The organism is Paenibacillus apiarius (assembly GCF_017052585.1).
Taxonomy (GTDB): domain Bacteria; phylum Bacillota; class Bacilli; order Paenibacillales; family Paenibacillaceae; genus Paenibacillus_B; species Paenibacillus_B apiarius.
This window is the reverse complement of sequence record NZ_JAFFHZ010000001.1, coordinates 4,001,963-4,025,000: the sequence shown is the minus strand read 5'-3', so window position 1 is coordinate 4,025,000 and position 23,038 is coordinate 4,001,963. Positions and strand designations below refer to the sequence as shown.

The following is a 23,038-nucleotide window of genomic DNA, read 5'->3' as shown; positions in this document are numbered from 1 at the left end:
AAGCATCGATGCATTCAGCTTGCGGATAATGCATCGGCATCGTTGCGTATGGCACACAGTCGGGATACGCATGTTGCATCGGCATCGGAGGCATCGGAGACATCGCTTCGGTAGCAGGCATGGCGTATTGCGCGAACAAATCATGATGAGGCTTTTCGCATTCACATGGCTTCATCTCAGGATATGGCAGCATCGGGACATACGGCTTAGGCGGAGCCGGCATTTGATAAATTGGCGGTGGAAGTACAGGTATTGGCGGGAAGCTCGGCTGTTGGACTTGGGTCGAAGGAGCAACGTAAGTGGGAATAGGAGGTGCTACAGGCGGAGCCGGCACTTCAGTTTTGGGTGGAACATGCGGTGCTGGTGGCTTAACGACTTCGACCTTTTCAATTTCGTAAATGCACTCTGCTTCCTTCTCCGGAACTGCAATCGGCTTCGTAAGTTCAGCTTTAGGCTTGGTGATTTCCGCTTTTGGTTTGGTAAGCTCGGCTTTAGGTTTGGTCAAATCCGCTTTGCCGTCAGGGTGCGCAGCCCCGGCAGAAGGCATTGTCATTCCGGCATGAACTTTAGGAATATTGATGACTTGACCGATGACTAAAACATTCGGATTCTTAAGCTGCGGATTGGCGTCTATCATGGTCTGCAGTGGGATGCCCCAAGCTTTAGACAATTTCCACAGCGTATCCCCATCCTTGACAACATGTTTATGAATAATTTCATGCCCGCTCTGCGGATACTTTGAAGACGGAACTTTAATCTTCATGCCGACATCCAATTCATTAGGGTCCTTCAATTGGGGATTCATTTCAATCAGCTTCTCGAGGGATACATCGTACTTTTTGGACAATGAGTACAATGAATCGCCTTTTTTCACGATGTGAATTTTCACGTGTTGTAACCTCCCAAACGTTCATCATCCTCTTCATCTCGGGACAATCGCCCGGAAAATCAATTAATACATCCTATGCAGGGATTGGGCATTTGACATCCCTTAACGCAAAAAAATCCTCCCTAAATTAGGGAGGACTGGCCATTTGAATATAAAACAGCCGCTATTCGTATACTTTAACGCCGTCTTCCGTCACGATTTTACGGAAATTATCCAACAGGCTCAGCGTTACCGGTCCGGCTTGACCAGAACCGATCGTTCGGCCGTCCACTTCGCGTACGGCAATAACCTCAGCTGCCGTGCCCGTAAAGAACACTTCGTCAGCAACATAAATGTCATGCAGCGAAAACGGTTCTTCTTTCAAGGTCAGCCCAAGCTTCTGGCACAGCTCGATAATAGCTCCCCGTGTAATGCCTTCCAGTGCGCCCAAGTAGCACGGAGGCGTGTAGACAACTCCTTTTTTCACCAGAAAAATGTTGTCGCCCGATCCTTCCGTTACATACCCTTGCGCGTTCAGCATAATTGCTTCGCCGACTTCAGCCAAGTTTGCTTTAATTTTGACCAAAATGTTGTTCAAATAGTTGAGCGACTTAATCTTCGGATTCAAAGCGTCCGGGATATTGCGGCGTTCCGCTACCGACACCGTGCGCAAACCGTTGCGGTACGCTTCTTCCGAATAGATAGCCAATTGCTCCACTATAATGATGACGCTCGCTTTAGGGCAGCGGAGCGGGTCCAATCCCAAATTGCCGGGACCACGGGAGACGATCAGACGGATATAGCCATCCTGCAGCTCGTTTTTGCGAATGGTTTCGACCAATACTTCCTGCATCTCACCAATGGACAACGGAATATTCAGCATAATCGACTTTGCCGAATCATATAGGCGCTCCAGATGCTCCTTACACTTAAAAATGTTGCCGCCGTAAATGCGAATTCCCTCAAAAATACCGTCACCATACAAAAAGCCGTGATCGTACACCGAAACCTTCGCATTTTCTTTCGTTACAAACTCACCGTCTAAATAAATGCATTGCGTCATCGTACAGCACCTCCAAATGGTAGCGTTATTCTGTCACAGCATGGTGAAAAGTATAACTCGGATAAGAGCCTAATATTCGAACTTGACAGCCGATCGCTTCAATCTCCTCCAATGCCGCGGGCAGAAGCACCGTGTCCATCGCCATTTCGATATCGATATAAAAATAATAGTTCCCAAGCCGGCGCTTCGTCGGCCGAGATTCAATCCGGGAAAGGTTGATTCGGCGCCACGCGAACGCTGAAAGCACCTGATGGAGCGCTCCTGGATAATCTTCCGGCAACGTTACGAGAATCGTTGTCTTCGAGGAGGAAGATTGGGGCAACGCAATCGGTTCTTTTCCGATAAGAACAAATCGAGTGAAATTGTTCTGATGATCCGTTACTTGCGGAGCCAATACATCCAATCCGTGCGTGCGTGCGCCCAGCGCCGTCCCGATGGCGACCCACCCTTGGCCCGGATTCTCCTTCACACGGTGAACCGCCTCGGACGTGCTGTTGACGTGTTCCAATTCCGCATGAGGAAGGTTGGCTCGAATGAACTGCATGCATTGCGCCATCGCTACGGGATGCGACATCACTTTGCATACCCGGGACCAGTCACCTTGCACTTCATCACGACGGCCGATCACATTTTGTATCGATGGATATACCCATTCCACCTGAAAAGGGAGATCTATCTCATGAACAATCCAGTCCATATGTAAATTGACAGATCCTTCGATCGTGTTCTCGATCGGGATGACACTGTAATCCGAATCCCCGCGCACCGTCGATAAAAACACATCCGATATTAGCTTATGGTGCATAAAACAGTTCTCTTCACCGACTAAATATACCGCAGCTTCATGTGACACCGATCCTTCAGGCAATAATGCTATTCGCGCCATGAGCGTTTAACTCCTTCTGTTGACTATAAATTTATACGTGCAGCCAGAACGGAAGAAATCCCGTCCCACGTTCCACAGCACACGGCACCCTCGCGGCTAATCTCAATCTCCATGACCGTTGCCTCCACACCGTGTGCAAGAAACGTTTCTTTCATATAAGAAACAAGCGAAGCGTTCGAACGGCGCTTGTCCGTAAACGCAAGCAATGTAGGTCCGGCGCCGCTAAGCGCAACGCCAAGCGCACCGTGCCCCGGCGCCTCATCCAATATACGAGGCATGCCTGGAATCAATGATGCTCGATAGGGCTGATGCAGGCGATCACGCATCGCCGTCGCAATTACATGCAATTGACCGCTGCACAGCGCGGCGACCAACAAGGACGAACGGCTAATATTAAACACCGCATCTGCCAAACTCACATGAGCAGGCAAAACGTTGCGCGCCATCTTCGTTTCCAATTGGAACTGCGGAATGGCCACCACCGTGCTTAAGTCACCATGAGGCTCAATCCGGATATGTTCCGTTTGTTCCCCATCCCAAGCCGCTGCAATGATGCCGCCGAATAGCGAAGCTCCGACATTGTCCGGGTGGCGTTCAATTAAGGTTGCCATGTTGAACAGCTGCTCTTGGGACAATGGATGGCCAATCAGCGCGTTCGCGGCATAGAGTCCGCCGATTATGGCGGATGCGCTGCTGCCAAGACCGCGCGTCAGAGGGATTTCGCTATATACATCCATTTCTAGCGGGCGGCCTTCGACGCCGGCTGCGCGGAATACCGAATGAGCAATCCGATAGATTAGATTGCTCTCATCGGTTGGTATCCCCGCCAGCTCGCTGCCATGAAGCCGGATGACCGTTGTCTCTGCCGGCTTCATCGCAATCCATAAATGCAAATGAAGTGCCATGCCGAGCGTATCAAAGCCTGGACCGAGATTGGCGGTACTGGCAGGCACACGCACGAGCACGCCGTCTTGTTGCCACATTATTGCTCACCCTCTAGCTGTCGAATCGCTTCCATAACCGCCTCTTCCGAATCATTGACAACGAGCGGCTCGGTTGCTGCCGTGTTGATGGCGATATTCGGATCCTTCAATCCGTGCCCCGTCAGCACGCATACGACCGCTTCCCCACCAGAAAAATAGCCTTCACGTTGAAGCTTGATGACACCCGCAACCGAAGCGGCCGAAGCCGGTTCGCAAAATACGCCTTCATTCGCCGCCAACAGCTGGTATGCCTCAAGAATCTGTTCGTCGGTAACATAGTTGATCTGGCCGTTCGATTGATCAGCCGCTTCTACCGCCGTCTTCCAGCTTGCCGGATTGCCGATCCGAATTGCCGTTGCGATCGTTTCGGGTTCGCGAATCGGTTCGCCTTTGACGATAGCCATCGCGCCTTCCGCTTCGAAGCCGATCATCTTCGGCAGCTGGTTGCTCTTGCCCGCGGCATGGTACTCTTTGAAGCCTTTCCAATACGCCGAAATATTCCCTGCATTGCCGACCGGAATCGCAAGCACATCCGGAGCCTTGCCCAATTGGTCACATACTTCGAAGGCAGCTGTCTTCTGCCCTTCAATACGGTACGGATTAACCGAGTTCACAAGCGTAATCGGATGCTTCGCCGTAATCTCCCGCACGATTTCAAGCGCGCGATCGAAGTTGCCTTCGATGGCAATGACTTTCGCGCCGTAAATCATCGCCTGCGCAAGCTTGCCAAGCGCGATATTGTTGTTCGGAATCAGCACGATGCAGTTCAATCCGCCGCGCGCAGCATACGCTGCCGCTGCCGCCGACGTATTGCCCGTCGAAGCGCACATAATCGTGCGGCTGCCTTCTTCCATCGCTTTCGCGACAGCCATTACCATGCCCCGATCCTTGAACGAGCCCGTCGGGTTCAAACCTTCATATTTCAAATATAAATCCAAGCCGAGCTCTTTGGACAGTCGCTCTGCCCGAACAAGCGGCGTGTTGCCTTCGTGCAGCGTGAGCAGCGGCGTATTATCGTTCACCGGCAAATATGATTTGTACGTTTCAAGCAGTCCCATGTATCTCATCCACATATCCCCTCTTCAGATGTAAAATAACTAACGTTTTGCCGAAGCCTGCCTTGTGGCTCAGCCTAGCCTTCCACTCGATAAGCGCTCTTGATCGATTTGATGACATCAAGATTGTCGAAATGCTTATACACTTTCTTCATGCTCGCCTGGCTCGCTTGATGTGTAACAATGATAATTTCTGCATCCGGGTTGTGCGGATTCGGCTGCTGAACGACAGAATCCAAGCTCACTTCATATTCCGCAAACACTTGCGTAATCTGCGCAAGCACGCCTGCTTTATCTTCAACATGCAGCAAGATGAAATTTTTATATGCGATTTGATCGTCGGTTTTCAGCTTTTTCTCTTTATATGGCGTAAGCGCACGCTGACCGTTAACACCCAGCTTCATATTTTTGATGACAGCGACTAAGTCGGCAACGACCGATGTCGCGGTTGGCATTTCGCCGGCGCCCGGTCCGTAGAACATCGTCTCGCCTACAGCCTCTCCGTATACATACACGGCATTGAACACGCCGTTCACCGCAGCGAGCGGATGCGAAGTGCTAACCATCGTCGGCTGCACAACGACGCTGATCTGGTCATCTTGGCGTTCTGCAATGCCGATGAGCTTCATTTCATAGCCAAGACGCTTCGCAAATGCAATATCCTCCTTCTTAATCTGGGAAATGCCGCGCACATCCACATCTTCCAAAGCAACATCCGAATGGAAGCCGAGCGTTGCCAATATCGCCATCTTGCGTGCCGCGTCGAGACCTTCCACATCTGAGGTCGGATCAGACTCCGCATAGCCAAGAGCTTGCGCTTCCTTCAATACCTCTCCGTAGCCTGCCCCCTCTTGGCTCATCTTGGTCAGTATAAAATTTGTCGTTCCGTTCACGATACCCATTATTTTCTTAATACGGTCGGAAGAGAAACCTTCCATCAACGTGCGAATGATAGGGATGCCTCCGGCAACACTTGCCTCATAAAATACATCGCAGCGCTTCTCCTTCGCCTTCGCCATAATCTCGCGGCCATGGACCGCCATCAAGTCTTTGTTGGCCGTGACGACATGCTTGCCTTGTTCCAACGCGTCCATTATATATTGCTTGGTCGGCTCGATGCCGCCCATCACTTCAACGACTACATCGATATCTGGGTTGTGAATAATGTCACCGGCCTCTTCGGTCAGCATCTCTTCCGGAATAGCAACATTGCGCGCCTTCTGCAAATCTTTGACGAGCACCTTTTCAATTCGAATCGGCGATCCCACCTGGCTCGACAGATCGTCTTGGTGCCCCTCCACAATACGTACAACCCCGGTTCCTACCGTTCCCAAACCCAATAATCCGACTTTAATTGGCTTCATCACTGTTTCTCCCCTTCTTTTCAACGGAATCTATATCTGAAAAGCTTAAACACTACCCTTGTCCAATAACCGAAACCCGCTTCACGCCGGGAATGTCGCGCAGCGAGTCCAGCATTTCGCCGAATGGCTCTGCGATAAGCGACGTTTCTACGGAAATGACAACATTCGCCATTCCCTGCAGCGGAATCGTCTGATTGATGGTCAGCACGTTGCCTTCAAATGACGCCACAGCACCAAGCACCTTGGACAAAATTCCCGAACGATGCTCCAAATCCATAGATATCGTTACGATTCGTTCACGCTCCAGCTGATTTAAAGGAAAGATGCCGTCCTTATACTTATAAAAAGCGCTGCGGCTTAGCTCAACGCGCTCAGCCGCTTCATGCACTGTCTTCACTTCACCCGTAGCGAGCAATTGCTTTGCCTTCACAGTCTTGACAACCGCTTCCGGTAAAATGTCCTCTCGTACCAAGTAGTATCGTTCTGACATTTGATAGTCCTCCATAAAAAGACTTTTGTTTTCTTATAGAGGACATTATAGCGGATTTGTATGCGTATTGGCAATAGGCAATCCGCCAAAAGTGTTTGTACAAAAGCGGGCTTTTGCACAACCTCTACAAGTGTAAGTTCTAGGCGAGAGTCTCTCGGCACTATGTAAGTAGTTAAATTGGATCTATTATACACGATCGTGGACGCAACCCAAGCATTTTCCAAACAAGTTGTCTAAATAAATGTGTGAACCATTCAACGAGGGCGTGTTCCCGAACTAAAGCCGAGCTTCAAATTGAATTGAAAATGTACGGTCAATTGCCCTTCCCACCTGAAATGAATCGTTCTGTTGGAAAGTGTCCATGAATCAAGGCTTTTTAGGGGCAGCAGTCGCATGTGCGATGCATGAAGCAACTTCCAGCAGATGGAACTTTCCCGATTAAGCCGCGTACAATGGAATAACGCCAGGATAAAGCAGGACCGTTTCATTTCCTTCTGTTGAATTCATTCATAATTTTAGAAAGGGGATGCTATATTATGCAAATGAAACCCTTGGGGTCCACTTCGCTGCTTGTGTCTGCCCTCGGATTCGGCGGCGCTCCGCTGTCCGTTCAAGGAAGGCCCGAGCGTTCACAAGCGGAAGCTGCGATCCGGGCCGCTCTGGAAAGCGGGATAACGTTCTTCGATACCGCAAATACATACAGCTTGGACGAACATGACCTTGGGCATAACGAGCGCTTGTTCCTGGATGCCATTCCAGCCGATCGGAATTGCATCATCGCGACGAAGGGAGGGCTGGCAAGGCCTGGCGGAGATTGGACTTATTCCGGCCGCCCGCAAGCGCTGCGGGAAGCATGCGAGCGCAGCTTAACCGTATTGCAAAGAGAAGTTCATCCGTTATATTACCTGCATGCTCCCGATCCTGAAGTCCCCTTTGAAGAATCTTTCGGAGAGTTGACCAGACTGCAAGCGGAAGGCAAAATTGAACATCTTGGCTTGTCCAACGTCTCAGCGGCTCAGTGCGGCATTGCACTCCAAATGGCAGGCGTCGCCGCCGTTCAGAATCGGTTCCATTTCTTTGACCGGCGTTCGATGGATGTGCTGGACTATTGCGCCGCTCACCATATCAGCTTTGTCGCTTACAGTCCGAACGGCGGTCCTGGCCAAGCAGCCAGACTGAAGGAGCAGCCGCTGCTGCAAGAGCTCTCCCGGCAATATGAAGCAAGCGTCCTCCAGATCGCGCTTGCGTGGATGATGGCCCTGTCGCCGCAGCTCATACCGATACCGGGAGCAACAAGACCGGAGTCGGTCCGCGACAGTGCCGCAGCCGCTCAGCTTACGCTTGCGGCGGACGACCTGGCGAAGCTGAACGCCTGCGTCGCCTCCGACGCAATTCAGTCATAATAGACAAAAGACCGCATGCCCATAACTGGTCATGCGGTCTTCCGCTTTGCTGCGTTTATATTAATAGTAGCTGCTGCCTTCTACGAATTCAAATTCGAACTCGCCTATGCGGATAATCGTTCCATCCGTTGCCCCGCGTTTGCGAAGTTCTTCGTCCACGCCCATCTTGCGCAGCGTGCGAGCAAACTTCAAAATGGCATCGTGCGAATTCATTTGCAATCGTTTCAGCATCCCTTCAATCGCTTCACTCTCAACGACAAACATCTCGTTCTCGCGGCGAATGGTGAATTCCGACTGTGATTGTGCTTTTTTGTCGAACCGATAAATTTTCCGCTCCTCAACCTCAGCCACTTCTTCGACTTCAGGCGTTTCCGGAAGCTGCTCCAGCATGTCCATCGCTTTATACAACAGCTCTTGCACACCCATTTTGGTCAAGGAAGATATCGGGACGACATCGATGTCCCGGCTGGTCTTGTCACGTACTTTCTCCTTGAAGATGGCCAGTTGCTCTTCCGCCTCCGGCATATCCATCTTGTTCGCCGCTACAATCTGCGGTCGTTCCGCCAGCTTCTCGTTGTACAGCTCCAGCTCTTCGTTAATCTTCACCCAGTCTTCGAACGGATCTCGGCCTTCCGTCCCGGCCATGTCCACGACATGGACAATGATTCGGGTGCGTTCCACGTGACGCAGGAACTCATGTCCAAGCCCGATGCCGGTATGAGCGCCTTCGATAAGACCCGGCAGATCAGCCATGACGAAGCTGCGGCCGTCTCCAACCTCCACGACGCCAAGATTCGGAGTAATCGTCGTGAAGTGGTAAGCGCCAATCTTCGGCTTGGCGGAAGATACGACAGACAGCAGCGTTGATTTGCCGACGCTCGGAAAGCCGACAAGCCCTACATCCGCCATTACTTTCAGCTCAAGCACGACCCAGCGCTCTTCGCCTTCTTCCCCATGCTCCGCCAGCTCAGGAGCCGGGTTGGCAGCTGTCGCAAAGCGGATATTCCCGCGTCCGCCCCGGCCTCCCTTCGCAATGATGACTTCCTGACCTTGCCGCGTCAAATCGGCAACGATCTCCTGCGTATCGTCATCAACTACGACCGTCCCCGGCGGCACACGGACGATCATATCTTCCGCATTCGCTCCGTGCTGGCTCTTGTTGCGGCCTTTGTCTCCCCGCGGAGCTTTAAAATGCTTCTGATAACGGAAGTCCACCAACGTGCGCAAGCCTTCGTCAACACGAAAAATGACGTTGCCGCCCCGGCCGCCATCGCCGCCGGCCGGACCTCCCATCGGCACATATTTCTCACGGCGAAACGAGACAATACCGTCACCGCCGTCGCCGCCTTTCACATAAATCTTCGTTTTATCTACAAACATGCTGTCACCTCATTACGCGCTGCATGGCACGATGATATGGAATGCATCGTGCTCATTGTTTTGTTTACCCGACAACTGCTCCAGCCGCACGCCGCGTTCCGAAGCAATCCGACTAAGCTGTGCGGCCACTTCGCCCGGCCGAAGCAGTTTCCCCTCGTATCGATAACGGATAACTAGACAGTTCGGTTCTCGCACGAATGCAAGCTGCAGCGGACTGAAGGCGTCCATCTGCGCCTTCGGCGCGAAACGGATCGTCTGCACCGTCTCCATGACCACATCCGCCAAGCGGGTCGTGTCTACTTCCAAGTTCAATCGGTCGAGTTCCACGGGCTCGGGAATGATCACGTCAAGCGGCATCGTACCTCCTGAAGTGCGTTGCTGCATGAGAAACATGACCAGTTCCGGTATGCCCAATTTCGAAATCCGGCTTTCCTCTGACATCCTTGCTTTTATTGTTTCCACGCATTCCGGTAATTTATCGTATTTCTTCAAACGGACATAACCGTACAACAGCTGAAGATCATTCATCCAGTCGTGACGCTGGTGATTCATCAGTTCTATCGCCGACCATTGTTGCGATTGCAGCATACGCCGCCGCTGTCTTGACTGCTCCTGCACAAGAATAGCGGCTCCGGAAATGAAGCTGACGGTTAAAAAGATGAGACACACCGCACGCCATCCCCAGGTGAGATCCCTGACAATGATGAGCGTGGCACTACCCAACGCTACTGCCGCACAACATCCCAATCCTAAGCGTATCCTCTTCATGGTTTCGCTCCCCGTTAACGTTTCCATGTTTCCAAATTATGTGCAAACATCCCAAAGTTCAGTATATCATGGAGATGATTCGCACGTCCAAGAAAAGTGAAACGATTCTGGTCCCGTCGAGGCCGTGTTATCAAAAATCGAGCGTTATAGTTAAAAAAAACCCTCGGCTCAAGCCGAGGGTTCCTCATGTCGTCTTACTTCTCCACAGCTGCTGCAACTGGTGCAACATCAGCCGGGTAGACGCTCACTTTTTTGCGGTCGCGACCCCAACGTTCGAACTTCACGACGCCTTCCACTTTCGCAAACAGCGTGTCATCTTTACCGATGCCAACGTTGTTGCCCGGATGAACTTTCGTGCCGCGTTGACGCACCAGGATGCTGCCAGCCGTTACCGTTTGGCCGTCGGCACGTTTCACACCAAGACGTTTCGAGATACTATCACGACCGTTCTTAGTGGAACCTACCCCTTTTTTCGATGCGAACAACTGAAGGTTCAGTTTTAACATATGGTCTACCTCCTTTGCTCAATCATTTGTTCTTTTATTTGAAGATACGAACCGTATGAAGCTTCGATCGTACGCAAACTGACGATCATCGACTCCAATAGCAGTTGAACTTTCGTTTCAATGTCTTGCTGCTCAATAAGCGGCACGAATCCGCTTAAGAAGCCATCCTTCATCTTGCACTTCAGTTCAATGCCGGTCAATGCTTCTATGGCGTTCACCGCGCCCACCGACACAGCGGAGACACCCGCACATACGGTGTCTTCCCCGTAGGGAGCGTAATTCGCATGCCCTTCAATCGAGAAGCTCTCGATTGAGCGGTCTGACTTCCGTCGAATGCTAATGCGAATCATCACGGCACCTCTTACGCCTTAATGCTTTCGATCGTCACTTTTGTATATGGTTGACGATGACCTTGTTTACGACGATAGTTCTTTTTCGCTTTGTACTTATAGACGACAACTTTCTCGCCTTTTCCATGCTTTTCTACTTTCGCCGTTACGGCAGCGCCGGATACAACCGGAGTACCTGTGACCAAACCGTTGTCATTGGATACAGCCAATACACGGTCGAACGTCACGCTCTCGCCTTCAGCAGCGTTCAGCTTCTCGATGTACAATACATCGCCTGCTTGAACTTTGTACTGCTTGCCACCCGTCTCGATAATTGCGAACATTGTGTGCACCTCCTCATGTCTCAGACTCGCCTAAATCAGGTGGTAACGCTTCATAAAGCATTACGCTTGCCAACCCGTTCGGTGCGGTTACAGCATGTGTGCAGCGACTAGACTAGACACATACCTGTAGATTCTAACACATCCCTTACAATAAATCAACGCATAATTTCCGTTTCACGATGTGGGACGACTGCCGACACCAAGCCGGCTCCATTACAAGTGGGACAAGTCTGAAATAGTCGATTCATTACTTGCTCACGCACTTTTTTGCGAGTCAATTCCAGCAAACCGAGCTTCGTCCATCCGACGACCAAACATTTCGTTCGATCCTTCTTCATCATTTGCTCTAGCCGCTCGACTACACGCTCACGATGCTCTTCCGTGTCCATGTCAATAAAATCGACAATGACGATGCCTCCGATATCCCGTAGACGGATAAGACGCGCAATTTCTTCCGCCGCTTCCATATTGGTTAAGTATACCGTCTCTTCAAGATCGCTTGTCCCCGTATATTTGCCCGTATTCACATCGATAACCGTCAACGCTTCCGTCTGATCCCAGACTAGATAGCCGCCGCTCTCCAGCCAAGTCTTGCGCTGCATCGCTTTGTCCAAATGTTCGTCGATCCGGTATCGTTTGAACAACGGTTCGGCATCCTTATAGATGTGAACCCGATGCTCCAAATCCGGTGCGAATGAACGAATAAACGTAAGTACTCGCTTCGCTTGCCGTACATCGTCAATAAGAAGCTGGCCAATATCACGGGAAAACGCATCTCGAACCAACCGTTCCACCATGTTCAAATCGTGGTGCAGAAGAGCAGGCGCTTCCACCTGTTCCGCACGGCGTTCAATCTGCCTCCATGCTTCTCGCAAAGATTGAATATCGGATTCCATCGTATCCAACGTTTCTCCTTGAGCGACTGTGCGAATGATCATACCTTCCTCATTCGTGCGAAGCTCGTCCGCCAACTGCTTCAGACGGGTGCGTTCCGCTTCCTGCTCAATCTTCTTGGACACTCCGATATAATCGGCGAAAGGCATATATACCGAGTATCGACCGGGCAAAGAATAATGCGTCGTAACGCGAGCTCCTTTGCCGCCTAACGGCTCTTTCATGACTTGCACGATAAGCTCTTGTCCGACGCGAAGCAAACTCGTAATCGGAGGTTTCTGTTTTGGTTGTTTCTCCAAATGCGGGTGCAAACAATCATCGACATAAAGAAATGCGTTCTTCTTCTGACCGATGTCCACAAATGCAGCCTGCATCCCCGGAAGTACATTCACAACACGGCCTTTGTAAAAGCTGCCTACAAGCGTTGTGCCAGTGGCGCGTTCGACTGCAAATTCGACGAGCCGACCATGTTCCAATAACGCCATTTGCGTTACTTGTTCCTCACAGTGAACAATCATTTGATTCATGGCTTCACCTCTACTACAGCGCGTCATCTTCCATTGTAACATGAAGCAGGATGCGGTGAACATGTCGGTTTATGGAACGAGCAAAAAAATTAGTTCCGTCCGATATTCGCGTCGCCCGGCGTCGGGTCGTCGAAGAACGCATCGATTAGCTGCTGCTCCGGGATGACGCGTTGAATACGGCCGCTCTCACCCATCACATAAATAATATGATACGAATCCCGCCTGAAAAGACGCACGACCATCGACAAAGGACGGCCGGATTGAGTGACGATAGGCCGTCCCAAGGACACACGCCGCTCCCATTGCCTCAACCGGACTGGCCGGTGCATCAGAAAGCGCACAAAGCGGTAGGGAAGGTTCCTCTGCTCTATCCAATTGCTCCACATCAGGAACAGGGAGAGAGCAAACACGTTCAAATTCATTCGTTCTCCCATCAGTAAAGGATAGATGCTGAATATTGCCATCAGCACGCTGCATCCAAGGCTTATCCACGCGCCCAGCAGAAGCGTCCGATGATAGCTGAGCCAGAACGAGCATGCCGCTTGCAACATCCGTCCCCCATCCAACGGCAAGATCGGAAGCAAATTAAATAAACCGATGAATGCGTTCGCTCGTATGAAGTCTTCCGTCCACGTATCATTCCACCATCCCGCATGCTGAAAAAAAAGGGCAGCGGCGATCATGATCCCATTTTGGAGCGGACCCGCCATGGCCACGATCCATTCCTGCCAAGCCGGAGCAAGCGATCCATCCTCCGTTTCGGCCACTCCCCCGAACGGAAGCAGCTTTACTTCCGTAATAGACCAGCCGAACATTCGGGCGGCTACCACATGTCCGAGCTCATGAATGAGCACAATCGAGAATAACGTTAACAATTCCAATATATGACCGGTCAGAGCTGCCATACCCAACATAAGTATGAATAGCGGATGCAGACTGTAGACGGTGCCCCTCCAATTAATCAAACGAAATCACATCCGACGGATCGATATACTGACCCTCTTTTTTAATAGAAAAATAAAGGGTATTCGGCTGTTCGGCTGAGGAGGAGGAATCTGCCAGCACGCCTATCGCCTCCCCTGCCTCCACCCAATCGTTCACCTGCACCGAGCTCGAAGCGAGCCCGCCATACACCGTCTCCAAACCTTCCGCATGCTGGACAATGACGGTTATCCCTTTTTCCGGATGACGTGTAATGTCCCTTACCCGGCCGATCGCAGCGCTATGCACCTCGATTTCTCCGCCCAGCGACGAGTCGGAGGCGATATGCACTCCTTTCAGACTCATGGCGAAAGGCTGCACCATCTGTCCTTTCAATGGGGGAATAAGCGAGATTCGGCCCTGCGCCGGCTTCGTCGTGTCAGTGCCCTGCGCGAACCGCGGAATGAACGATGGCGCGCCGGAGAACGTGCGATTATACCACGCAGCAATCGGCTTCATATCCATTTCCTCTGTCAAGGCCTGCACGATCCACGCCCGGGCGGGAGCATTCCAATCGGCGGGATACCGCATCAGCCCATAGACAGCCGCTGTCAACAGCACCGACAACACCAGCCTTATCCGGAGAGAACGCCATAATCCTCCATTTGGCTCGCGATCCCAGCCATAGCGTTCGTGCCATTGGCCCCGTGAAGACTTCCACATCCGTTCCGGATCGGCGGAATATGCCGCAATGGATTCCACCGTATCATTCCATGGTCCTTCTTCTCTGCTGTCCGCTGCGGGCGGAAATGCATGATCAGATGCAACAATATGCTTATCGTCTGTGGCATCCTGCGGTTCCATCGCCATCATTGCGTTAGCCCGGGGGCTATTCTGGTTTATAATTGCTCGTATGCGCTCCTGCCTGCGCCGACGAATGTCCTCTGTCATGCTTGTCTCATCCCTTCATTACCGATTTCAACATGCAGCCGTGTTGAACTTGTGTATATCTCATGTGTATGACAAGCCCCAATCGGTTATGAACAAGCTATCCTATATTCAAGTTGTTCATAAGTATCATTTTTGGACAGGCACCATGAGCGCGCACGAGTCGCGCTCTACAAAAAAAGGCCCCGCATCAGACCTTCCCGAAGAGGGTCAAAATGCGGAACCTTTGGCAGCCTGGCAATTAAGGCTCAAGCTGATATTTTTCTTGATAAATGCGTATGCTCATAACAAGACCGATGCAAAACATATTCAAGATGAGCGACGTACCGCCGTAACTAATGAATGGCAGCGTAATCCCGGTAATCGGCATAATGCCTATCATCATTCCGATGTTCTCGAAGATTTGGAATACGAACATGGAGACAATCCCGATTATCATGTATGAACCTCTCAAGTCATAACACTGGAAGGCGATAAGTATCATCCTGTATATTAACAAAAAATAGAACAGAAGCAGCACCGAGGAGCCTTGGAACCCGAACTCTTCTCCAATGACGACGAAAATGGCATCGGAATAAGTATACGGAATAAAGCTGCGCCGTTTCAATTCCCCTTGCATGTAACCATCCCCGCTCAAACCTCCAGAGCCGATGGCGATCATCGCATAATTCGACTGGTGCTTGGCATCGTTGGTCGCATCTTTCGGATTAATCAACGTATCGATGCGCGTAAACCAATGCTCTTGCTGAATGACGTCTTTAAAAAAGCCTCTCACCTCGTCCCGAAAGGTGGTAAAGGCAAAAAAGACGGCAACGAACATAACGGCGGCCAACAAGCTTGCCAACAGGACATGACGATATTTCATGCCGCCTATCCATAGCATCCCGATCAAGATTACAATGTAAATAACGGCGTTCCCCAAATCGGGCTGCTTGACGACAAGCAGAAACGGAACCAAGGTCACGGCGATAATCGGCAGCAGATCTTTCGTAAAGGTTAGCGGATCGCCGTCTCTTCTGCCGAGCAGCTGCGCCAGCGCAAAGATAAGCGTAATTTTGGCAAGCTCCGCAGGCTGGAATGACATCCCCCCGGGAAGCTTATACCAGCCGATTGCCCCGTTCAAATTTTGTCCGAAAAAGAATACCCCTATAAGCAAAACTACCGTAATCCCCATCGTAATCGGCCAGCTTTTGAGCAGCCAGCGGTAATCGAACAAAGCGACAGCGAACATCAGCACAAAGCCGATAATGAAATAAAATACCGTCTTCATCGCCGTTCCTTCAAAGGTCGGATCACCATGCGTCGCACTAAGAATTACAAGCGGGCTGAACACGGAAAAAACAAGCAAAATGCCAACAATAACCCAGTCAATTCTTTTAAATTTGTTCAGCACTGCTCACTCATCCCATTCCCAAAAACTTCTTCATCCGGGTGAACACGCCCTTTTTCTGTTCAAGCGGCATGAGCGGCACCGTGTCTCCCAATATGCGGCGGGCAATATTGCGGTAAGCCATTGCAGCGCGGGAATCCGGGTTCATGACCGTTGGTTCGCCTGCATTCGCCGCCTTGATTACCATTTCATCATCAGGCACAAGCCCTAACAAATCAATATTCAACACTTGTAAAATATCGTCTAAATCAAGCATTTCCCCGCTCTTCATCATATTGGCGCGAATGCGGTTCACCACGAGCTTAGGCGAGCCGATGCTTGCATTTTCAAGCAGGCCGATAATCCGGTCCGCATCCCGTACCGCCGCGTTCTCCGGCGTCGTCACGACAATGGCGTGATCCGCCCCCGCGATTGCGTTCTTGAAGCCCTGCTCAATGCCTGCCGGGCAATCGATAATGATATATTCGAATTCTTTCTTCAGCTCTAATATAATGTCTTTGACTTGCTCCGGCGACACGGCAAGCTTGTCTTTGGTTTGCGCCGCAGGCAGCATGTACAGTTCGTCAAATCGCTTGTCCTTGACGAGCGCTTGATTCAATCGGCAACGACCGTCTGCCACATCGCAAATATCATAGATGATGCGATTCTCAAGCCCCATCACGACGTCCAGGTTACGCAGGCCGATATCCGTATCGACCATGCACACTTTTTTGCCGAGCAAAGCAAGCGCTGTACCTAAATTGGCCGACGTCGTCGTCTTGCCAACGCCGCCTTTACCCGAAGTGACGACGATTGCCTCTCCCATTCTTCTACACTCCTTTGAACAAATTGATGTCCTTGCGAACACGATGAAGCTGCGAAATTTTATCGATCTGCATGATGCCGTCATGCACGTAAGCAAACTCCATATGCGCTTGTGCGACACCCCATTCATCCGGAGGACGACTGATGACATCCGCAATGCGGAGCTGCGTCGGAGCGAACAATGACGCTGCAATGACGGAGGACGAATCCCCCTCCACTCCTGCATGCGCTGTGCCCCGAAGAGCGCCGAACACGAAAATGTCTCCGCTGCTTATAATCATTCCGCCCGGATTGACATCGCCTAAAAATAATAAATGCTCATCATGGCGCAATATTTGTCCGGAGCGCACAATTCCAGTCATCGTATGAACGCGGTATCCTTGCGCTTCTGTCTTCACGTCGGCATCGGATTCCAACGATCGAATGAGCAAATTTCCCCGTTGTCTTAAAATGTCCAGTACTTCTGTCTTCTGCTCGTCCGTGACGGAACGGGCCCCTAACTTGACATCGACATATACAATCGGTCCGTCGAAAAAATGCGGTGTATGCTCAAGCTTGTCACGCAATTCGCGCAACAAGTCCGTAAATTCACACTCATCGTCAAGCAGGAACACAAGGCCGTCCTTCATGCCTTTAATGGTTACCAATGGCTTGGCCGTCATGAATGTTCCCTCCCCAAGGTTATCTTTTTCGTGACGGAAGAGGAAAGTTCCTGCTAGAAAGTAACGAAACATTTAAAAATGGCATCAGCCGCCCGGAATTGAAGCTTCCAAGACGGCTGTTAGCCTTGTTCATCTTCGGCAGATGCCTTTCCCGACAGACGGTCAAACCATGTCCGCATCGGAACATAAATCGCTAACGCGAACACTAACTGCACGAACAAGCTCGGTATCATAAAATCAAACAAAGCATACTCGTACGTCATGTGATTGATGCCGAACAGCGAATAAACAGCGAACAGAATCGTCTGGTGCGCAAAGCTTCCGAATACCGCAATCGCCATCATCGTAAATAAAGTGGCATTGCGGGACGTGAACAGAAGTCCGACCAAATATCCCAATAGTCCCATACTAAAAGCATGCGGGCCAATCATGTGGCCATAATATACGATATCTTGCAGAAACCCGAATCCCAATCCCATCAGCAGCGAGGTGTGCCGATGTTGATATACTGCGTGATAAAGTATAACCATGAATACGAACTGCGGCACGATGCGCCCCTGCCATGCATCCGGAATCAATACGGGCATCACCGTCCCCTCCAGCAGGAAGAGAATGAACATGAATCCGATCATCCAGTTACGGTTCATCACTTGGCCTCTTTTCCCGTCTCGTTCAGATCCGGCGTAATGACGATGAACAGTTCGCGCCAATCACGGTATGTCGCCGCCGGCTGCACCGTCGCCGTCCGAGTGAGACCGAATTCCCCGATATTGATGGAAATGACCGTCCCGAGAATAAGCCCCTTCGGAAAGATGCCGCCTTCTCCTGATGAGACGACCGTATCCCCTTCGGCGATTTCGTCATCTTCTTCGATGCGTGTCATGGAAAAAGTGCCGCTGCTGTGATCGTATGATTCAATCATGCCGAAAGATTTCTTCTCTTTGCCCATAATCGTCGCCGAAATGGGCCGGGAGCTCGGATCCTTGTCATCCAGATTGGTCAGCAGCTGTACGGTCGAAGAGAATTCGTACACGCGGCTAATCATACCGACGACCCCTTCCACCGAGATAACGGGCATTCCTTGACGAACGCCATTCTTGGACCCAAGATTGACGTTGATCGTCTGGTTGAACGGATCCGCCACGTTAATGGACGTCACCTGAGCAATCCGGTATTCATAAGGAAGGTTCAGCTTCTTCTGCCGTTCGGTGAACTTCAAGGCCTCCATCAGCGATTCGTTCTGCGCCTGGATGGCATTGTAGTGAGCTTTGTCGCGCGTATATTGAGCCACGGCGATCTTGAGGCGCTCGTTCTCCTCATGCACATCTTTTAGATTGGATACATCTTCAATAAATTCAGAAACATAGGCTGCAGGTTTATAAAAAATCTGCTGCACGAAGGTGACGGTATCATGCACAAATTTCTCCGGCCATGACAGGTTCAAGCGTCCCCCGAGAGTAAAGCCCATCAGCGCAATAAATAATATAAGTCCGAACAACATAATAAATAATCGCTTGTTCCCCAACAGCTTAAACAGTGTCAACACCTTCTCATCGTAAAGCGGTACTTGTTCCCCCATAAATCAGAGCCCGCGCCGTTGGAACAAACCGGCGCGGGAATCCGCAACGCCATTATGACGCCGTATTATCGTCTGGAACGAAGAGCAGAGCTGCTGCGCCCCTTAAATAAATGAATATTATCCAACGCGCGGCCTGTACCGATGGCAACGCAATCAAGCGGATTCTCCGCCACGATGACCGGCATTCCCGTTTCGCTTGCAAGCAGTTTGTCCAAGTTGCGCAGCAGAGCGCCCCCGCCCGTCAGTACGATCCCCCGGTCCATAATATCCGCCGCAAGCTCCGGCGGGCATTTTTCCAGCGTCACTTTTACGGCTTCTACGATCGAACTTACGGTATCCATCAACGCTTCCGTAATTTCATTGGAAGAAATCGTGAGCGTCTTCGGAAGACCCGTCAAAAGGTCACGACCGCGAATCTCCATTTTCTCCACTTCATCCAGTTCCATTGCCGATCCGACGTCCATCTTCAACTGTTCCGACGTGCGCTCGCCAATCATCAGATTGTATTGGCGCTTGATGTATTGGGTGATGGCCTCATCCATCTCATCACCCGCTACGCGAACCGAGCGGCACGTTACAATGCCTCCGAGCGAGATGACAGCCACTTCCGTCGTGCCGCCGCCGATATCGACAACCATGCTTCCTGTCGGCTCCCATACGGGCAGGTCAGCGCCGATTGCAGCTGCGAATGGCTCTTCAATCGTGTACGCTTCGCGGGCGCCCGCTTGCTTCGTCGCATCCTCCACCGCGCGCTGCTCGACCGCCGTAATGCCGGAAGGCACGCATACCATCACGTTCGGATGGCGCGGGAACAGCGAACGCTGCTTCTGCGCTTGCCGAATAAAGTACTTAATCATCGTCGCGGTCGTATCGAAATCCGCTATGACGCCGTCCTTCATCGGACGAATGGCACGGATGTTGCCCGGCGTGCGGCCGATCATCTTCTTCGCGGCTTCGCCCACCGCTTCAATTGTCTTCGTATCAGTGCGAATGGCAACGACAGACGGCTCGCGCACGACGATGCCTTTTCCGCGGATATAAACTAATGTATTTGCAGTTCCCAAATCGATTCCTAAATCTTTAGTAAAGCCACCCAACATGATGTCAATCTCCTTTTTATAACCTTCAATCTCAATCATTATATTACATGAGCCCGCGTTCCTTCAAACTCACATAGTGGTTATCTCCGATAACCAGATGGTCAAGCACTTCGATTCCGACAATTTCCCCTGCTTCCATTAACCGTCTTGTCAGAGCCACATCTTCCGGACTCGGTGTCGGATCGCCGCTTGGATGATTATGGGCACAGATGATGGATGCGGTTCCGTGCTTCATTGCTGCGCGGAATACTTCGCGCGGATGGACAAGGGTAGCATCCAAAATGCCTATCGTAATCGTCTCCCGTGCCATAATTCGATTTTTCGTATTCAAGAAGAGGCAAACGAAGTGTTCCTTCTGGTAGTAACGCATCGATTCCATTAACAGATCTGCCGCATCCTGCGGACGTCGAATTGTGACGGCGTCTTCCCGACGCGAACGCGCCATGCGCCGTCCGAGCTCTAAGCCTGCTTTCAGCTGAATCGCTTTCGCAAGTCCGATTCCGCGGATATTCGTCAGCTCGGTAATCGATAAGTCCTGCAGATGCCGCAAATGTCCCACCCGATTCAAGATGCGCTGCGCCAGCATGATTGCGGATTCGTCCCGCGTTCCTGTGCGCAGCAGAATGGCTAGCAATTCAGAATGGCTTAACGCTTCCGCCCCATACTGCATCATGCGCTCTCTCGGACGTTCATCATGGGGAAGGTCGCGAAGAAGTGGACTTTGCGCCATTTCAACAACCTCCTTAATGACAGGGAATTACGGCGTCTGTCAAAACGTTTGATTGCCTTACCGATTACGGGATGATAATGTCGAACATCTTAAGCATATCCGTCAATAACGATAACGGCAAGCCAACCACATTGAAGTAGCAGCCTTCAATGCCAGTGACCAACGTGGCGCCAACGCCTTGAATGGCATAGGATCCCGCTTTGTCCATCGGCTCCCCCGTAGCGATATAGCGACCGATCTGTTCTTGCGTCCATGCGGTCATATGAACGGTCGTGACCCTGTGGGACACTTCTTGACGGCCGTCTTCGGCACGGACGAGGGCGACCCCGGTGTATACTTCATGCGAGCGCCCCTGCAGCGAGGTTAACATTCGTTCCGCATCCGCTTCATCTCGAGGCTTGCCCAATACTGTTCCATCAAGCACCACGATCGTATCAGAGCCGATGACGATGCCGCCTTCTCCGGACGCGTGCCGTTCACGGGCTACCGCTTGCGCCTTGCGCAGGGCGAGCTCCTCCACGATTCGGGAAGGGGCCCAGCCGGCCGGTACGGTCTCATCCGCATCGCTTGGCTGTACCACATGGGGCAGTCCTAACGACTTGATTAGATCTTGCCTCCGCGGTGAAGAAGACGCCAAGACGATAAGAGAGCGGTCGAATTGTTGAAAGTTCATATTCAATGTTCTCATTCGCTCCTCGCCATTTTTTGACACCTTTTTCTATTATACGCGGAAATTTCTTCTGAAACAAACGATTCCTTTCATGATACCGCCAATAAAGAGAAGGGAATTAGTGGAAAATTATAAAACTGTTATCCATATTGGTTAGACGTCAATGACCTGCCTAAAGTTACGGAGGGAAATTCTGAAACTTCTTGCGCCGATTATCGTGAAGAATGCAGATGATATGGATGCAGCACTTTCCAAATGGCAGGCCGTCTTTTACAATTGAGAAGGGAACCTGGCACGCAGTCCGCCCTGCGGGCAGCGATGTCAAATTGAACGATTCAGGAGGCAACGAAGATGCAATATCGGAGATTGGGCAAGAGCGGCGTGAAGGTAAGTGAAATCAGCCTGGGAAGCTGGCTCACATACGGCGGTTATGTCGAACGCGAAAATGCCGTGCAAGCGATACGAACCGCCTACGATATAGGCATTAACTTCTTTGACACGGCCAACGTGTATGAGAGAGGGGAAGCAGAGAAAGTGGTCGGCGAGACGCTTAAATCCTACCCTCGCGAATCTTACGTCCTGGCAACCAAAGTGTTCGGCGACATGGGAGACGGCCCGAATGATCGCGGTCTGTCCCGCAAGCACATTGTGGAGCAGTGCAACGCCAGCTTGAAGCGATTGGGCCATGATTATATCGATATTTATTATTGTCACCGCTTTGATCCACAAGTGCGCATGGAAGAAACGCTGCGCGCGTTGGACGACCTCATTCGTCAGGGGAAAGTGCTCTATGTGGGCGTCAGCATGTGGACGGCCTCGCAAATGGCAGACGCGCTTGCAATCGCGGATCGTTATTTGCTGGATCGCATCGTGGTCAACCAACCGGTGTATAACATGTTCCAACGCAGCATCGAGCAAGAAGTCATTCCATACGGGGAACAGCACGGCATCGGCCAGGTCGTGTATTCTCCGCTCGCGCAAGGGCTTCTTACGGGCAAGTACAACTCGGCAACGGACTTCCCGGCAGACAGCCGGGCGGCGAGGCTTGAGGGGATTCGCAAAGGCATTACGGAAGAACGCATCGAGCGGGTGAAGCAGCTCACCGCCATTGCGCAGGAGCTTCAGTTGTCGGTTGGACAGTTGGCCATTGCATGGATTCTGCGGCAAGCGTGCGTCTCCAGCGCGCTAGTCGGCGCAAGCCGCCCGGAACAAATCAAGGAAAATGCCATGGCTTCCGGCGTACAGCTGTCCGACGAAGTGGTGGCGCGCATCGAGTCCGTGCTGAACGCAGACACATAAGGTTCAATGGACAAAAAAACTTCTGCAAGCCCTTCGCTCTCTGAATGGCTTGCAGAAGGACCGTTTGCCGGACCT

At 51.4% G+C, this 23,038-nt stretch carries 25 protein-coding genes and 1 other annotated feature (1 of these 26 only partly in view); of the genes, 2 read left to right on the top strand and 23 right to left on the bottom strand.

Annotated elements, in window-relative coordinates:
• The 7 genes from JSQ80_RS18015 to JSQ80_RS17985 form a co-directional block, all read right to left on the bottom strand.
• Nucleotides 1-889 carry the 5' portion of a LysM peptidoglycan-binding domain-containing protein gene (locus JSQ80_RS18015; protein ID WP_206096215.1) on the bottom strand. It extends 707 nt beyond the left edge of the window, so 889 of the gene's 1,596 nt are visible here — the first part of the coding sequence; its start codon is at nucleotides 887-889; the stop codon falls past the left edge of the window.
• A gap of 163 nt (nucleotides 890-1,052) precedes the next feature.
• Nucleotides 1,053-1,931, bottom strand: a complete 879-nt coding sequence (ilvE, locus tag JSQ80_RS18010) for a branched-chain-amino-acid transaminase (protein WP_087436118.1) — start codon at nucleotides 1,929-1,931, stop codon at nucleotides 1,053-1,055.
• 25 nt (nucleotides 1,932-1,956) lie between these two features.
• Nucleotides 1,957-2,817 (bottom strand): prephenate dehydratase, encoded by an 861-nt coding sequence (pheA, locus tag JSQ80_RS18005; protein ID WP_206096214.1) that lies wholly within the window; start codon nucleotides 2,815-2,817, stop codon nucleotides 1,957-1,959.
• Nucleotides 2,818-2,840: 23 nt separating this feature from the next.
• Entirely contained in the window at nucleotides 2,841-3,800 is a 960-nt protein-coding gene (thrB, locus tag JSQ80_RS18000; RefSeq protein WP_206096213.1) for a homoserine kinase, read from the bottom strand.
• Nucleotides 3,800-4,867 (bottom strand): threonine synthase, encoded by a 1,068-nt coding sequence (gene thrC, locus JSQ80_RS17995; protein WP_087436115.1) that lies wholly within the window; start codon nucleotides 4,865-4,867, stop codon nucleotides 3,800-3,802. Before thrC ends, thrB begins: the two co-directional genes overlap by 1 nt.
• A gap of 65 nt (nucleotides 4,868-4,932) precedes the next feature.
• Nucleotides 4,933-6,219, bottom strand: a complete 1,287-nt coding sequence (locus JSQ80_RS17990) for a homoserine dehydrogenase (RefSeq protein ID WP_206096212.1) — start codon at nucleotides 6,217-6,219, stop codon at nucleotides 4,933-4,935.
• A gap of 52 nt (nucleotides 6,220-6,271) precedes the next feature.
• Nucleotides 6,272-6,709 (bottom strand): ACT domain-containing protein, encoded by a 438-nt coding sequence (locus tag JSQ80_RS17985; protein ID WP_087436113.1) that lies wholly within the window; start codon nucleotides 6,707-6,709, stop codon nucleotides 6,272-6,274.
• 536 nt (nucleotides 6,710-7,245) lie between these two features.
• On the opposite strand from JSQ80_RS17985, the gene JSQ80_RS17980 reads away from it, so the two are divergent.
• Nucleotides 7,246-8,112 (top strand): aldo/keto reductase, encoded by an 867-nt coding sequence (locus JSQ80_RS17980; RefSeq protein ID WP_206096211.1) that lies wholly within the window; start codon nucleotides 7,246-7,248, stop codon nucleotides 8,110-8,112.
• A gap of 60 nt (nucleotides 8,113-8,172) precedes the next feature.
• Here the strand turns inward: JSQ80_RS17980 and obgE are convergent, their stop codons facing one another.
• From obgE to JSQ80_RS17900, 16 genes are all read right to left on the bottom strand, one after another.
• Nucleotides 8,173-9,492, bottom strand: a complete 1,320-nt coding sequence (gene obgE / locus JSQ80_RS17975) for a GTPase ObgE (protein ID WP_206096210.1) — start codon at nucleotides 9,490-9,492, stop codon at nucleotides 8,173-8,175.
• A 12-nt stretch (nucleotides 9,493-9,504) separates the two neighbouring features.
• A complete protein-coding gene (locus JSQ80_RS17970; protein ID WP_206096209.1) occupies nucleotides 9,505-10,260 on the bottom strand; it encodes a Spo0B domain-containing protein in 756 nt (251 codons plus the stop codon).
• A gap of 194 nt (nucleotides 10,261-10,454) precedes the next feature.
• Nucleotides 10,455-10,766 (bottom strand): 50S ribosomal protein L27, encoded by a 312-nt coding sequence (gene rpmA, locus JSQ80_RS17965; protein ID WP_019422358.1) that lies wholly within the window; start codon nucleotides 10,764-10,766, stop codon nucleotides 10,455-10,457.
• Between the two features lie 5 nt (nucleotides 10,767-10,771).
• Nucleotides 10,772-11,116 carry a ribosomal-processing cysteine protease Prp gene (locus tag JSQ80_RS17960; protein WP_206096208.1) on the bottom strand — a complete coding sequence of 115 codons (345 nt, stop codon included), beginning with the start codon at nucleotides 11,114-11,116 and terminating at the stop codon, nucleotides 10,772-10,774.
• An 11-nt stretch (nucleotides 11,117-11,127) separates the two neighbouring features.
• Nucleotides 11,128-11,439: a 50S ribosomal protein L21 gene (rplU, locus tag JSQ80_RS17955; RefSeq protein WP_087436108.1), complete on the bottom strand. Its 312-nt coding sequence runs from the start codon at nucleotides 11,437-11,439 to the stop codon at nucleotides 11,128-11,130.
• Between the two features lie 12 nt (nucleotides 11,440-11,451).
• Nucleotides 11,452-11,538: a sequence feature (ribosomal protein L21 leader region), on the bottom strand.
• A 56-nt stretch (nucleotides 11,539-11,594) separates the two neighbouring features.
• Nucleotides 11,595-12,860, bottom strand: a complete 1,266-nt coding sequence (locus JSQ80_RS17950) for an Rne/Rng family ribonuclease (RefSeq protein WP_087436107.1) — start codon at nucleotides 12,858-12,860, stop codon at nucleotides 11,595-11,597.
• A gap of 89 nt (nucleotides 12,861-12,949) precedes the next feature.
• Nucleotides 12,950-13,825 (bottom strand): M50 family metallopeptidase, encoded by an 876-nt coding sequence (locus JSQ80_RS17945; RefSeq protein WP_206096207.1) that lies wholly within the window; start codon nucleotides 13,823-13,825, stop codon nucleotides 12,950-12,952.
• On the bottom strand, nucleotides 13,818-14,732 hold the full coding sequence (locus JSQ80_RS17940) for a M23 family metallopeptidase (RefSeq protein ID WP_206096206.1): 915 nt from the start codon (nucleotides 14,730-14,732) through the stop codon (nucleotides 13,818-13,820). The genes JSQ80_RS17945 and JSQ80_RS17940 overlap by 8 nt, the downstream gene beginning before the upstream one ends.
• A 238-nt stretch (nucleotides 14,733-14,970) precedes the next feature.
• Nucleotides 14,971-16,122, bottom strand: coding sequence for an FtsW/RodA/SpoVE family cell cycle protein (locus JSQ80_RS17935; protein WP_087436104.1), 1,152 nt, complete (start codon nucleotides 16,120-16,122; stop codon nucleotides 14,971-14,973).
• Between the two features lie 7 nt (nucleotides 16,123-16,129).
• Complete coding sequence (minD, locus tag JSQ80_RS17930; protein ID WP_019422365.1) at nucleotides 16,130-16,924, bottom strand: septum site-determining protein MinD; 795 nt, start codon at nucleotides 16,922-16,924, stop codon at nucleotides 16,130-16,132.
• Between the two features lie 4 nt (nucleotides 16,925-16,928).
• Nucleotides 16,929-17,585, bottom strand: coding sequence for a septum site-determining protein MinC (gene minC, locus JSQ80_RS17925; protein WP_206096205.1), 657 nt, complete (start codon nucleotides 17,583-17,585; stop codon nucleotides 16,929-16,931).
• A 119-nt stretch (nucleotides 17,586-17,704) separates the two neighbouring features.
• Nucleotides 17,705-18,232: a rod shape-determining protein MreD gene (gene mreD, locus JSQ80_RS17920; RefSeq protein WP_087436102.1), complete on the bottom strand. Its 528-nt coding sequence runs from the start codon at nucleotides 18,230-18,232 to the stop codon at nucleotides 17,705-17,707.
• A complete protein-coding gene (gene mreC, locus JSQ80_RS17915) occupies nucleotides 18,232-19,164 on the bottom strand; it encodes a rod shape-determining protein MreC (protein ID WP_176392967.1) in 933 nt (310 codons plus the stop codon). Before mreC ends, mreD begins: the two co-directional genes overlap by 1 nt.
• 65 nt (nucleotides 19,165-19,229) lie before the next feature.
• The gene (locus JSQ80_RS17910) at nucleotides 19,230-20,264 is read right to left on the bottom strand and encodes a rod shape-determining protein (RefSeq protein WP_087436101.1); all 1,035 of its coding nucleotides are present in this window, start codon (nucleotides 20,262-20,264) and stop codon (nucleotides 19,230-19,232) included.
• Nucleotides 20,265-20,307: 43 nt separating this feature from the next.
• Nucleotides 20,308-20,994 carry a RadC family protein gene (gene radC / locus JSQ80_RS17905; protein WP_206096204.1) on the bottom strand — a complete coding sequence of 229 codons (687 nt, stop codon included), beginning with the start codon at nucleotides 20,992-20,994 and terminating at the stop codon, nucleotides 20,308-20,310.
• Between the two features lie 64 nt (nucleotides 20,995-21,058).
• Nucleotides 21,059-21,667 (bottom strand): Maf family protein, encoded by a 609-nt coding sequence (locus tag JSQ80_RS17900; protein WP_206096203.1) that lies wholly within the window; start codon nucleotides 21,665-21,667, stop codon nucleotides 21,059-21,061.
• Between the two features lie 348 nt (nucleotides 21,668-22,015).
• Here JSQ80_RS17900 and JSQ80_RS17895 point away from each other — a divergent pair, with 348 nt between their 5' ends.
• Nucleotides 22,016-22,963 (top strand): aldo/keto reductase family protein, encoded by a 948-nt coding sequence (locus JSQ80_RS17895; RefSeq protein ID WP_206096202.1) that lies wholly within the window; start codon nucleotides 22,016-22,018, stop codon nucleotides 22,961-22,963.
• The last annotated feature ends 75 nt before the right edge of the window (nucleotides 22,964-23,038 follow it).

What these genes read in the sequence shown, in the direction of transcription:
- ilvE (WP_087436118.1), bottom strand. Translation starts at nt 1,931, where the DNA reads ATGACGCAATGCATTTATTTAGACGGTGAGTTTGTAACGAAAGAAAAT.
- pheA (WP_206096214.1), bottom strand. Translation starts at nt 2,817, where the DNA reads ATGGCGCGAATAGCATTATTGCCTGAAGGATCGGTGTCACATGAAGCT.
- thrB (WP_206096213.1), bottom strand. Translation starts at nt 3,800, where the DNA reads ATGTGGCAACAAGACGGCGTGCTCGTGCGTGTGCCTGCCAGTACCGCC.
- thrC (WP_087436115.1), bottom strand. Translation starts at nt 4,867, where the DNA reads ATGAGATACATGGGACTGCTTGAAACGTACAAATCATATTTGCCGGTG.
- JSQ80_RS17990 (WP_206096212.1), bottom strand. Translation starts at nt 6,219, where the DNA reads ATGAAGCCAATTAAAGTCGGATTATTGGGTTTGGGAACGGTAGGAACC.
- JSQ80_RS17985 (WP_087436113.1), bottom strand. Translation starts at nt 6,709, where the DNA reads ATGTCAGAACGATACTACTTGGTACGAGAGGACATTTTACCGGAAGCG.
- JSQ80_RS17980 (WP_206096211.1), top strand. Translation starts at nt 7,246, where the DNA reads ATGCAAATGAAACCCTTGGGGTCCACTTCGCTGCTTGTGTCTGCCCTC.
- obgE (WP_206096210.1), bottom strand. Translation starts at nt 9,492, where the DNA reads ATGTTTGTAGATAAAACGAAGATTTATGTGAAAGGCGGCGACGGCGGT.
- JSQ80_RS17970 (WP_206096209.1), bottom strand. Translation starts at nt 10,260, where the DNA reads ATGAAGAGGATACGCTTAGGATTGGGATGTTGTGCGGCAGTAGCGTTG.
- rpmA (WP_019422358.1), bottom strand. Translation starts at nt 10,766, where the DNA reads ATGTTAAAACTGAACCTTCAGTTGTTCGCATCGAAAAAAGGGGTAGGT.
- JSQ80_RS17960 (WP_206096208.1), bottom strand. Translation starts at nt 11,116, where the DNA reads ATGATTCGCATTAGCATTCGACGGAAGTCAGACCGCTCAATCGAGAGC.
- rplU (WP_087436108.1), bottom strand. Translation starts at nt 11,439, where the DNA reads ATGTTCGCAATTATCGAGACGGGTGGCAAGCAGTACAAAGTTCAAGCA.
- JSQ80_RS17950 (WP_087436107.1), bottom strand. Translation starts at nt 12,860, where the DNA reads ATGAATCAAATGATTGTTCACTGTGAGGAACAAGTAACGCAAATGGCG.
- JSQ80_RS17940 (WP_206096206.1), bottom strand. Translation starts at nt 14,732, where the DNA reads ATGACAGAGGACATTCGTCGGCGCAGGCAGGAGCGCATACGAGCAATT.
- minD (WP_019422365.1), bottom strand. Translation starts at nt 16,924, where the DNA reads ATGGGAGAGGCAATCGTCGTCACTTCGGGTAAAGGCGGCGTTGGCAAG.
- minC (WP_206096205.1), bottom strand. Translation starts at nt 17,585, where the DNA reads ATGACGGCCAAGCCATTGGTAACCATTAAAGGCATGAAGGACGGCCTT.
- mreD (WP_087436102.1), bottom strand. Translation starts at nt 18,232, where the DNA reads ATGAACCGTAACTGGATGATCGGATTCATGTTCATTCTCTTCCTGCTG.
- mreC (WP_176392967.1), bottom strand. Translation starts at nt 19,164, where the DNA reads ATGGGGGAACAAGTACCGCTTTACGATGAGAAGGTGTTGACACTGTTT.
- JSQ80_RS17910 (WP_087436101.1), bottom strand. Translation starts at nt 20,264, where the DNA reads ATGTTGGGTGGCTTTACTAAAGATTTAGGAATCGATTTGGGAACTGCA.
- radC (WP_206096204.1), bottom strand. Translation starts at nt 20,994, where the DNA reads ATGGCGCAAAGTCCACTTCTTCGCGACCTTCCCCATGATGAACGTCCG.
- JSQ80_RS17900 (WP_206096203.1), bottom strand. Translation starts at nt 21,667, where the DNA reads ATGAACTTTCAACAATTCGACCGCTCTCTTATCGTCTTGGCGTCTTCT.
- JSQ80_RS17895 (WP_206096202.1), top strand. Translation starts at nt 22,016, where the DNA reads ATGCAATATCGGAGATTGGGCAAGAGCGGCGTGAAGGTAAGTGAAATC.